Genomic DNA, 12008 nt, shown 5'->3' with positions numbered 1-12008 from the left:
GACCGTCGACCCGTCGGGGCATCGGGTCGGTGAGAGGGTGGGGGCCGGTCGGTGGCGTGAGGGGACATCGCTCCGTTCCGGTACGGAACCGGGTCCTGGCGGGGCCGATGGGGGCAGCCTCGCCGGGAGCTGTGAGGGCAGCTCCACGACCGCGGTACCGCGTCCTGGGGCCAGCCAGGGAGCCCCGGCCGGCCTCGTCCCGGTCGGCGGAGCGTGGCTCCACCGACCGGGACGACGTGCCGCTAGGCGGCCTGTCGACGACGCCGGAGGGCGAGGAGCACGAGGCCTCCCGCCACCAGTAGCGTCCCGACGACACCGGCGCCGACGAGGCCGCCGCTCACGCCCGTCTCCGGGGTGGTCCCGGTCGGCACCGGGAAGGTGTTCGTCACGTCGACCCGGTTGTCGGCGCCGGTGATCGTCGCGACCACGCCGTCCGTCCTGCCCCCGGCGGTCGTGCCGTCACTGTCGAGGATGCCGACCGTCGCCGTCGCCGGGACGTTGGTCTCCTTCACCTGGCAGGTCGCGCCCGCCGGCACCGCGACGGTGCGCGACTGGCCGGCCTCGAGGGCGAAGGACGCGTCCTCGGCGTCGAGCGGGACGGCCGTCGCCGTCGTGCCGCCCGGCGTCGTGACGTCGAACGTGCAGGCCAGCTCGAACGAGTACGGGCCTCCCGGGTCCGGGCCGACGACCTTCTTGGCGACGGTCAGCTCGGCCAGCTCGAAGGTGTTGACCACCTCGAGCGACAGCCGCTGCGGCGCCTCGACGTTGCCGGTCTCGACCACGGCGCCGGTCTCGTACGAGCCGTTCGCGATCGTCACGGTGCTGGCGCCCTGGGAGACGAGCTCCTCGGCCCAGCAGTGCGTGCCGATCGGGAGGAGCACGTCCTGGAGCACGCCCTCGACCTCGACCTGCGCGGTCTGGACCACGCCGGGCACGAGGTCGTGGATGCCGGAGTACAGCTCCAGCGTCTCCTCGCCGCGTTCGACGGCACAGGTCAGGAGGGTCGGGTAGGTGAGACCGTTGAGGAGCCCCGAGTCCTTGGCCGTGCCGTCGAGCGTCTTCACGATCTCGACCGTTCCGGCCGAGAACGCGTTCGTGAAGAGCGCGTGCTGGACCGTCTGCGGGTCGTCGTCGATCGTGACCAGGACCGGAGCCGGCGTCGCGTCGGCACCGCCGTCGGCGACCTCGGTGATGACGCAGGCGGCGCCCACCGGGAGCCCCGTGCCCTCGTTCTCCAGCCCGTCGATCACGTCGGAGCGGATCTCGCCCGCCCCGTCGCCCGTGAGGGTGACCGTGGTGGTGTACCACGGCTCCTCCTGGCCGTAGGCGGTGCAGACGACGTCGAACGTGTACGCACCCTCGCCCAGGCCGGCGCCCGACCCGGTGACCGTCTTGACGATGTCGAAGGTGCCGGCGGCGAACGTGTTGGTCACGGCCACCCCGTTGTCGCCACCCTCGACGTCCGTCACGACGCCGTCGGTCGCGTCGGCGTCCGGGTCGTCCTCCGTCGCCCGGTCCGTGTCCTGGTAGGTCACCGTCAGGTTCGCCCTCTCGGTGTCGTCGAGACCCGAGAGATCCTCCGTGACGGCGCAGGTGGCGCCCTTCGGGACCGTGAACGTCTTCGATCCGCCGTTCGCGAGCGTGAAGGTCGCGTCCTCCTCGGCGAGCGGGTACGGCGTGTCCGTGACGTTGCCCTCGGCATCCGTCACCGGGTAGGTGCACGTGGCGTTGAAGACGTAGTCGGCGGTCGACGGCGGACCGACGACGGCCTTGGAGACCGTGATCTCGGCGGGCTCGAACTCGTTGCTCACCTCGATCGCCAGCGCCTGCGGCGTCGCGGTGTTGCCCGCCGCGACGACGGCGCCGGTCGCGAACGTGCTCTGCGTGATCGTGACCGCCGACGCGCCCTGCGTCCCCGTCTCCGTCGCCCAGCAGTGCGTGCCGAGGGGGAGGAGGACGTCCACGCCGCCGCGCACGGCCCTGACCGGGGTGCCCGGCGTCAGCGTGAGTGCCTCCTGGTACAGCGGCTCCGCGTCGGCACTCGTGGCGCAGGTGAGCTGGACCCGGTAGGAGAGACCGGCAAGGAAGGCGTCGTCGGCGAGCGCACCGTCGATCCGCTTCACGACGGACACCGTGCCCGCCGAGAAGACGTTCTCGAACGCCACCTCCTGGACGGTCCCGGCGTCGCCGTCGATGATCACCGGCGACGACGGCGCGGGCGTCGTGTCGGCGCCACCGCTGCTCGTCTCCGTGACGACGCAGGACGCGCCGACCGGGATGCCCGTGACGGGCTCCGACACGGCCTCGCCCGCCCCGTTCACGGTGACCGACGTGGTACCGGTGAAGGCGTTGGCCGTCCCGTTGAACGAGCAGGCGACCGAGAAGTCGAACGTGCGGCTCTCCGCGAGGGCCGCGCCGACGCCGGAGGTCGTCTTGCGCACCCGGAGCGAGCCGAGGTCGAACGTGTTGGTCGCGGTGAGCGACCCGTTCTGCTCGGCGCTCTCGCCCGTGATGACGAGGCCGTTCTCCGGTGCGACCACGTGGGACGTCGCGCCACCGTCGACGGACTCGACCGCGGTGCAGACGGAGCCGTGGGGAGCCCTGAGCGTCTCCGAGCCGGCGCCGGTGAACGTCACCGTCCTCGGGTAGCCCGCGACGTCGGCGCCGTTCCTCGTGCAGGTCACGACGATCGAGAACGGGCCCGTGCCGTAGTCATCGGCCCCGTCACCGGCGAGCGCCTTCGCCACCGTGAACTCGCCCGGCGGCACGAGGGCCATGTCGAGCGTGAGGTTGGTGAAGTCGTCCGTGGTGAGCGGCGGGAGGACCAGGCCGGCGACGTTGTCGTTCAGCGGCTCCAGGCCCTGGATCGGGTCCGCGTCGGTGTCGGCCGACAGCGTGACGCCGCCGAGGACGTAGACGCCGTCCCGGTAGGCGTCGGGCGCGTCGGCCGGGTACGCCGCGGCGTGGTGGTCCACGTCCTCGTTGACGTCCGGCAGACCGTTCGCCTCGTTCCCCGCCTCGACCGCGCCGGGAGCCGGGAGGTAGCCCTCCAGCAGCCCGCCGGGTCGGAACTCGGCGCTCGGGATCGCGATGTTGTAGTTGCCGGCCGCGAGGTCGTTCACGACCCACCGGCCATCCGCGTCCGTGTGGGTGGTCGCAAGGATCGTCGGCCCGTCCTCGTCGCCGCAGTTGCACAGCACGCGGACCTCGACGCCCTCGGGCGCCGGACGGTCGACGCCGACGTCGTACCTGCCGTTGGCGTTGACGTCGATCCAGACGAGGTCGCCGACCGAGAAGCCGACGACGCGCACCGAGACCGTGTTCGAGGTGAGCAGCTGGTTCCCCTGGTTGAGGGTCGGGCTGGTCGCGGTGAACCGGTTGGTGTAGATGTCGCCCGGGTCGTTGTCGGCCTGGTCGGTCCGGAAGGTGATCCTGATGCCGGACCGGGAGGCGTCGGCGGTCGTCGCCAGGGCGCTGTCCGAGACGAACTTGAAGCCCGTCGCGTCCGGCGTGAACGTGGTCGACCAGATCGACGGGTCGGTGTCGTCCTGCTGGCGCTGCGGCACGTCGGCGCCCGGAACCGTCGTGTAGTAGAACGTGCCCGCACGCTCCGTCGTGCCGTCGAAGTCGAACGCCGTCGGGGCCTCCCGGAGGAGGTTGGTGCCCGCGTACGTCGACTCGGGGTTGCGCTGGACGTTGGCGGCGTTCGTCGCGTCACCGTTGTACGGCAGCACGTCGTAGACCGTCGGGGGCTGGATCGCCAGCGTCTCGCTGAAGTTCTTCACCTCGAGCGTGTAGAGCTGGTCGTCGTCCTGCAGGTCGAGGGTCCGGTCCACCGACTTCTTGAGCTGGACCTGACCCGACTGCTCGATGCGGATGACGTGGTCGTCCCGGTGCGCCCGGACGGACACGACGCCGTCGGCGGTGATCTCCGCCCAGTTGATCGCCGTCGTGTTCGGCGGCGCCATGGCGTCCGTGTGCGTGGCGATCCTGAGCACGGGCAGGTCCTGGTTCGGCGTGCGCGCCCCCAGGTTCCAGGCGAGCGTCGTCGTGCCGTCGCCGTTCACCGTGGCGGAGGAGGGGACGGGGAAGCCGCCGGCCGTCGCGAGCGCCTGCGTCCCCGCCTCGTCGTAGACGACGTAGGCGGGCAGCGTGTCCGTGACGACGACGTTCTGGACGGGTGCTGGGCTGTCGGAGCTCGCCGTCAGCGTCGGCGTGATTTCCCAGATGACCGGCTTGCCGGCCAGCGCGGCGCCGGTGACACCGTAGTCGGACACACCCGAGGCGGGCTCGCCCCCGACCTCTCCGGCGACCGTGCGCTTCTGCAGCCGCATCACGGCCCGCGTGACGGTCCAGCGGTCGCCCGAGCTGATCGAGCTCTCGCCGATGTGCGTCCCGCCGTCGGTGGTGCCGGCGCCCGGGATGTAGTCCGCGTTGCGCCAGGTCGAGAGCCAGTTCGAGGTCCGGACCGAGCCGAAGTTCGCCGCGACCGTCCCCGACCTGATCGCCTCGCCGGCGTGCGGACCGCCGTTGTAGGTGTCGCGCTGCTCCATGGCGAGGAGCCAGTAGACCCCGTAGCCGGACGTGATCTCGCGTCCGGCCACGGCGCGCACGCGGACCGCGTTCACGGCGTCGACGCCACCGGGAACGTCCTCCGGGGAGGCGTACCACGTCATGGCGGCGTCACCGCACTGCCGGTTGGTCGCGGCCTTCTGCCTCGTCCAGTCGCCGGTCCAGCGGTCGTTGGCGGTGTCGAACGTCCCGAGGTCGGGGTCGTCGCCGGAGGTGTCGACCGTGCCGTACTCGGTCACCCAGTTGGCCTGGTCCGCCTGCAGCGTCGCGGTGGGGTCGACGACGCTGGAGGTGGTCCGGTTGATGATCGCGGAGTACATGCCGTCCGGGAACGCGTGCGCCGACTGGCCCGCCGCCGTCGCATCCTGGTTGAGCGGGACGAGCTTGAGCATCGTGGCGTCGAACACGTCGCACATCCCGACCTCAGACATCGGCTGCGTCCCGGTGTTGTTGAGGCTCTGGAAGCTCGTGAACGTCTGACCGGGCTGGACCTGGCCCGCGCCGTCATGGCTCGTGGTCGACGCGGGGATGACGGTGTAGCCACCGCGCCAGCCCGTCGTCAGGTCGAAGAAGTACTTCGACCAGCTTCCGGGGCTGATCCGCTTGGTGTGCGGACCGACGACGTTGTTGCTGCGCCGGTCGTCCTCCATGGCGTCGCAGTTCGCCGCCTGGTCGGTATTGGGGCCGGGGTCGCAGTAACCGGGCTCGACGCCGGAGCCGAAGTTGCTCGCCCCGGAGATCCCGGTGGGGTCGAAGTCGCCGACCCGGTTGTAGAGCGAGAGGCTCCCGTTCCCGTCCATGACGCCGTCGGTGCGGTCGAGCTCGCTGTACGGGACGAAGATCTGGGTCCGGTACGAGGCGACGTAGTACGGACCGGCCGCGAGCGAGGCCCCGGCGACCGTCTGGGTCGGGTAGGTCGACCCCGAGGTGTCGATCCCGCTCATCGAGAGCTGGTAGCTGCCGGTGTCATCGCCCCCGGTGCGGCCACCGATGGTGCAGGTGCCCGAGTCGCGGACGGCGTTCGCGGTGGTCGCCACCGATGCGCCGGTTCCGACCTTGCCGTAGACGAGCCCGGTCGTGGTCTGGCCCGAGTTCGGGGCCGGGGTGGGGCGGCAGTCCGTGAGGTACCAGCGCAGGTCGTCCATCTGGAGGTTGGTGCCCTCGGGTGGCGGGATCAGCGCCCAGAAGCTCTCCTCCATGGTGATGGGCTGCTGGAACGCCTCGACGCCGACCTTGCGGTCGGTCGAGATCTGGACCGTGTAGTAGCTGTACGTGCCGGGCTCGCCGTTGCGGGTGCCCGCGTAGTTGCCCGAGGCGTCGCCGTTGATCTTCTCGACGTCGTAGCGCGGGGCGGAGGTGATGTCGATCGGCGGGACCTCGGGACCGTCGGTCGGCTGCGCGGTCGCGGCGCCGTTCGCGTCGACGGCGTAGAAGCGCGACTCGGTCTCGAAGCTCGAGCCGTTGGGCGACTTCGCCGACGGCTGCACCTGGGTGCCGAGGATGTAGGCGGTCGGCGCGGGAGCGTTGCCCATCTCACCGAGGAGGCAGGACAGCGTGATGCTCGTCGTGCCCGCGGGCGGGTCGGCCTTGGCGGCGATCACCGTGCCGGAGGGGTGCGCGACGATCTGGCTGCCGGTCCGGCACACCGCGGGGATCGACGCGAAGTTGGCCAGCGCGCCGTCGTTCAGCACGATGGTCTGCTCGAAGATCGCGTCCTCGAACGAGTGGCCGAGGGAGCCGTCCTCGTTCTCGACGGTGAGCGTCCAGTTGAACGCCACGATGTCGGCCGAGCGGACGACGGTGTTCGTCGAGCCGCTGTCGAAGCCCGGCTCGGTGTCGTTCGCGTCCCACGGCCCGGCGCCCGTGATGATGGACCGGCCGCCGACACCGTTCGGGTCGTCGGCAAGCTTCGCGTCGAGCTTCCACACCGGGTAGACGAGCGTGTCGATCCGGCCGTCGGCGGGGACGGCGACGGGCGCGGGGCTCGTCTGCTTGTAGACGTTCCCGTTGGCGTCCACCGTCGTCACCCGGACGGTGAAGGGACCGGTGCCGGCGGGCTCCGCCGCGACGGACCACGTCCCGTCGGCCGCGGTGGTCGTGTCGGCCACGGGCTCGCCCGTGGCGTCGAGGATCTCGACCGTCGCGCCCTGGAGGCCCCGGTCGACCTCCCCGGCCGGGCCGCTCGCGTCGAGCACGCCGTTCTTGTTCGCGTCGACGGTCACGGTTCCCCAGGCGAAGTCGCCCGGGGCCGCGTCCGCGACTCCCGCCGGGGACAGCATGGCGCCCAGCAGCGCCGCCACCCCCAGGACGGGCACGGCTCTGCGCAGTGTCCGCATTCTCAACAGAGGTCCTTTCGACAGGGACGAGCCTGCGGATGCGCCCCCTCGACCGTGCACCGCGCTCGCCACCCTGAAGGGGGCTGCCCCCACTCTGGTGAACCCCCGACTCCCGGCGCTCGCCGCGCGAGGGTGCTCTTGGGGTGGGAGGCTCTGCTTCAAGGGGTGGAGAACGGGTGCCATAGGGGGTGATTTGGGGGTGACTCCTTGCCTGGGGTCACACTCACCTGCCGTTGGCATCTCGTTCACGCTTTAATCACCCTCGGGGGAGGTACGAGGCCTGGCTGCCACCGGGCTGATCGGACCGCGGTCACCTGACCGAGTCATTGGGGGGACATCAGTGCTGAGAGCCTGGACAGGGATTCAGGCGGGGAACGGCTTCGTCGCGCTCGGCCGCTCCGGCGGTCGCAGCGAGCTGACGCTCGCGGGGGAGAACGGCGCACCGCTGCGCGGCCGCGGGGTCGCGCCGGGGTCGCTCTCCGCCGTGCTTGGGAGCGTGCCGCTGCTCGTCGTCGCCGACTACTCGCTCCTCACCGACGCGGCCGTCGGCCCGGCGCTCGCCGCCACGGCCCCGACGGTCCGGATCGGCCTCGTCCCGCCGGACCGGCTCGACCCCGCCTTCCTGAGCGCCGAGGCCGTCGCGCGCGCCTGGTCCGGTGCCAGCCCCCGGGCGGTGCTGAGCGCGGCCGACGTCGTCCTGCTCGCCCCCTTCCTCACGGCGCGGGAACGGCTGACGGCGCGCGCGGAGCACGTGCGGGAGGAGCTGCGCGGACACCTCGCCTCGGTCGCGCCCGGGTACGCGGCCCTCGTCGGCACCCCGGCCGACCTCGACCGGCTGCTCCCGATCGTCCGCGACCACCCGACGCCGCGCGCACTGCGCGCCGCGGGCACCATCGCGCTCAACCGTCAGCTCCAGGAGGTCCAGGCGGGGGTCCGGCACCGTCTCGTCGAGACGCTGCTCTCCCTCCCGCCGGACCAGTCGCCGTCGGAGGACCCGCTGCGGCACGAGCTCGTCGAGGCGCTCGTCCCGGGCATCGTCGACGAGCTGACGCTCACGCTGGACCGTGTGCTGCGGCTCGACCGCGCCGTCCACCGGATCGCCTCCCACGACGCCTTCTCCCCGCGCCTCGCGCTGCCGCTGTCGCTGCTGCGCTCGCGCGGTGCCGAGCCGCGGCGCTCCACCGTGGGCGACCGCGACCCGCGGGTCGTCCTCGCGGAGGTCCGGGCGGCCGTCGACCGGCTGCGCCGGCTGCCGATCCAACCGATGAGCATCGACGAGCAGTTCCGCGCCGCCTACGTCGCTCTCGGATCGCCCGACGACGCGAGCCTCACTCCGCGGGAGCTGCTCGAGGTCGAGCTGGCCGGTCAGCGGGTCTCGCTCGCGGCCGGCGACTTCCGCTCGGCGCTGCGTCATCGCAACGCGGCGGAGGCGCTCCTGGAGCACGAGCTGCACGACGACCCGGAGACGCCGGTGCGACTCCTCGCCGACGCCCGGATCGTCGCGGCGCTCACCGAGGTCCTGGTCATCGACCTCGCGACCGGGTTCGCGAACCTGCGAAGCGCCCTCGAGGCCGACACGGCCCGGGAGGCGAGTCCCGACCTGTCCGCCGAGGCGCTCGGCTTCCTCGCCCTCATCCTCCTGCTGTTCGGCGAGCGCCAGGGCGTCGAGGACATCCTCGCCCTCGCGCGGGCCCGGGCCGACGGGCTCGCCGCTGGGCCGATGCTGGCGCCGGCCCGCATCGCCCGGCTGTTCCTGCTCGGCTCCCGGATCTCGACCGACGCCGCCGGTCGCGCCGAGCTCGTCTCCGCGGCCCACCGCACGAGCCAGGGAACGGCGTACTGGCCGTTCTTCCACTACGTCGTCATGCTCACCAGCTACGTGAGCAAGGACAGCAGCTCGGCCCTCCTGTCGTTCACCGAGATCCAGCGCGACGGCCAGTGGGCCCAGTCCAACCCACGGTTCGACCGGCTCAGCCACCTGTCCTACGCGGCCCACCTCGCCGCGCAGGGGGAGTTCACGGCCGCGCACCGCGAGCTGTCGCGGCTGGCCGCGCGGGGCGACAGCCGCTCCGACGGCGCCGACGACGTCATCCACGGGCTCATCTCGCTGCGCCTGGAGCTGGCGGCGGGCAAGAACCGGAGGACCATCGCGATGACGTCGAACGACGGCGTGCTGGGGGAGCACCAGATCCAGGGCACCCACCTGCGCCGGTACGTCTCGGCCGTGCTGCTCCTGCGGGGGAGCGCCTTCGCGCAGCAGGGTGCGCGGGCGGCGGCCGCCGAGCTGTTCCTGCGGGCGACCCAGCAGGCGCACCTGCACGACGAGTACCTCGCGCTGGCGTGCGCGGAGACCCGTGAGTACCGCGAGTGGCTGGAGGGGCTGGACCTCGACCGGCTCCCGACCGCACTGCCGCGGGAGGTGGTGACGCGACTGCTCGCCAGCCCGCCACTCATCCAGCGCGGGCTGCCGACGCTCACGCAGCAGCAGGAGCGCGTGCTGAGGCTGCTCGCCCTCGGCCGGAGCACGAGCTCGATCGCCGCGGAGCTGCACATCTCGCAGAACACGATCAAGTCCCACCTGCGCAAGCTCTACCAGCGCCTCGAGGTCAGCTCGCGCGCGCAGGCCGTCCTGCTCGCCGAGAGCTACGGGCTGCTGCAGTAGCGCTCACGACGCACCCGGATCGTGAGCGTCGGGCTGCTCAGCCGGGGACCCGCCGGCACTCACGGACGGCGAGCGCGGTGCTCACGTCGTGCGTCACCCGCCGGTCGGTCGCCGACGCGCGCGCCGATCGCTGCCAGGATGGACGCATGACGAGCGCCGACGCCTCCACCACCGACATCGCCCTCACGATCCCGGGGACGTGGAACGCGCGGGACGCCGGCAGCCTCACCGGTCTCACGAGGGGGGTGCTCGTCCGCTCGGCCGCCCTGATGAACCTCACGGACGACGGCCGGGCGGAGCTGGCCCGGCTCGGCATCAGCGACGTCGTCGACCTGCGTTCCCCGCACGAGGTCGCCGCCAACGGCCCCGACGCCGTCGACGGTCCGGGGACGACGCGGCCGGTCGCGCTCCACCAGCTGCCGATCAGCCCCGGCTCCGCCGTGCCCGAGAGCGGCGAGATCGATCCCGACGTCATGGCGCAGCTGTTCGCGCGGCTCCAGGAGCCGGGCTTCGCGGAGAACCTGCTCACGTCCGTCTACGTCGAGATGGTCACCGCCCCGGCGTGGGTGGCGCAGCTCGGCCGTGCGCTCGAGGTGATCGCGCGTGCCGACGGGGCGACCCTCGTCCACTGCTCCGCCGGAAAGGACCGCACCGGTGTCCTGTGCGCGCTGTCCGCGCACCTCGCGGGCGCCGACGTCGAGGCGATCGACGCCGACTTCCTCTACTCCAACCACGCCCTCGCCGACCAGGTGACGATCGTGCCGGCGGCGGTGCCGCAGGAGGCGCTGGAGGTCATCAAGCCGCTGCTCGGCGTCCACCTCGTCTCGCTCCAGGCCATGCGCAGCGCCCTGGACTCGACGTACGGCGGGCTGCACGGCTTCCTCGACGCGGCGGGTGTCGGCCCCGACGTCGCCGGCCTGCTCCGCGAGCGGCTCGGCGCCCCGTCCTGAGCCACCCGCCCGGTCGGGCGACTCGGCCCGATCGGCGCGTCATACCGGGGTGATCCCGGGACCGATCGCGTTGCCGCACCGCCACCGACTCGACTAGGTTGCCAGGAGCGGCACGCTCACCGACCAGGGCGAACCCGGCCCGTCCAGCGACGCCCCCACGCACGAAGGAGACATCGTGGTACTTCCCCACCTGACAGCTGAGCAGCGCGCCGCAGCGCTGGAGAAGGCAGCCCAGGCACGGGTCACGCGCGCCGAGGTGAAGAACCGTCTCAAGTACTCGGGCGCGTCGCTGTCCAGCGTGCTCGAGGCGGCCGAGTCCGACGAGGCGATCGGCAAGCTCCGCGTCAGCGCCCTGCTCGAGTCGCTGCCCGGCGTCGGTCCCGTGCGCGCCCGCCAGATCATGGCCGAGATCGGCATCGCCGAGACGCGCCGCGTGCGCGGCCTCGGACCGCACCAGCGTGACGCGCTCGTCACGCGCTTCGGGTGAGTGGCCGGGTGACCTCGACCCCTGAGCCTCCCCGGACCGCCGAGCCCGCCGGGGCCGCGCGTCTCACCGTCCTCGCCGGGCCGACGGCCGTCGGCAAGGGGACCGTCTCGGCCGGCATCCGCCGGCGCTACCCGCAGGTGTGGCTGTCCGTCTCCGCCACGACCCGCCCGGCCCGCCCGGGCGAGGTCGACGGCGTCCACTACTTCTTCGTCTCCGAGGACCAGTTCGACGACCTCGTCGCGTCGGGCGACATGCTCGAGTGGGCGGTCGTCCACGGTCGGCACCGCTACGGCACCCCCCGCCGCGCGGTGCAGGAGCACCTCGCCCAGGGCGTCCCCGTCCTGCTCGAGATCGATCTCCAGGGCGCTCGGCAGGTCAAGGAGACGATGCCGCACGCGCGGTTCGTCTTCCTCGCGCCGCCCTCATGGGACGAGCTCGTCCACCGGCTCATCGGCCGGGGGACGGAGACGGCCGAGGAGCAGGAGCGGCGCCTGGCCACCGCGCGGGTCGAGCTCGCGGCCGAGGGGGAGTTCGACGTCGTGGTCGTCAACGACGACGTGGAGCGCGCGACGGACGAGCTCGCCTCCCTCATGCTGGGGTGAACCCGCGCTAGGATGAGAGGTCGTTGCCGCGACGCGGGAGCACCCGGGTGACACCCGGCCCCACGTCGCCGAGGCAGCCCATCGACCCACTCGGCGCCACCACCGGCGCCACCACTGGACTGTGAGGACCACCATGGCCGGAACCGTCGCCGCCCCCGAGGGCATCACCGACCCGCCCATCGACGAGCTGCTCGAGGTCGCGGACTCCAAGTACGCGCTCGTGCTCTACGCCGCCAAGCGCGCTCGTCAGATCAACGCCTACTACGCCCAGCTCCACGAGGGCCTGCTCGAGTACGTCGGGCCGCTCGTCGAGACGCGCAACCAGGAGAAGCCGCTGTCGATCGCGATGCGCGAGATCAACAAGGGGCTGCTCGACTACACGCCCACCGAGGAGTAGTC

Annotated in this window: 6 protein-coding genes; 5 read left to right on the top strand and 1 reads right to left on the bottom strand. The window is 72.2% G+C overall.

The features are described 5' to 3' along the window. Positions 1-242: 242 nt before the first annotated feature. Positions 243-6887, bottom strand: a complete 6645-nt coding sequence (locus tag EDD28_RS14790; RefSeq protein ID WP_123740520.1) for a DUF5979 domain-containing protein — start codon at positions 6885-6887, stop codon at positions 243-245. A gap of 361 nt (positions 6888-7248) precedes the next feature. Between EDD28_RS14790 and EDD28_RS14785 the strand changes: the two genes are divergently transcribed. The 5 genes from EDD28_RS14785 (at position 7249) to rpoZ (ending at position 12006) form a co-directional block, all read left to right on the top strand. Continuing rightward, positions 7249-9570: a helix-turn-helix transcriptional regulator gene (locus EDD28_RS14785; RefSeq protein ID WP_123740519.1), complete on the top strand. Its 2322-nt coding sequence runs from the start codon at positions 7249-7251 to the stop codon at positions 9568-9570. A gap of 146 nt (positions 9571-9716) precedes the next feature. Next, on the top strand, positions 9717-10520 hold the full coding sequence (locus EDD28_RS14780) for a tyrosine-protein phosphatase (RefSeq protein ID WP_148059638.1): 804 nt from the start codon (positions 9717-9719) through the stop codon (positions 10518-10520). A 175-nt stretch (positions 10521-10695) separates the two neighbouring features. Next, on the top strand, positions 10696-11007 hold the full coding sequence (gene mihF, locus EDD28_RS14775; protein ID WP_123740517.1) for an integration host factor, actinobacterial type: 312 nt from the start codon (positions 10696-10698) through the stop codon (positions 11005-11007). Between the two features lie 8 nt (positions 11008-11015). Then, positions 11016-11609 carry a guanylate kinase gene (gene gmk, locus EDD28_RS14770; RefSeq protein ID WP_123740516.1) on the top strand — a complete coding sequence of 198 codons (594 nt, stop codon included), beginning with the start codon at positions 11016-11018 and terminating at the stop codon, positions 11607-11609. 133 nt (positions 11610-11742) lie between these two features. Further along, positions 11743-12006: a DNA-directed RNA polymerase subunit omega gene (gene rpoZ, locus EDD28_RS14765; protein ID WP_123740515.1), complete on the top strand. Its 264-nt coding sequence runs from the start codon at positions 11743-11745 to the stop codon at positions 12004-12006. Positions 12007-12008 lie beyond the last annotated feature (2 nt).

Source organism: Salana multivorans (genome assembly GCF_003751805.1).
GTDB lineage: Bacteria > Actinomycetota > Actinomycetes > Actinomycetales > Beutenbergiaceae > Salana > Salana multivorans.
This window is presented reverse-complemented; position numbering and strand designations above follow the sequence as displayed.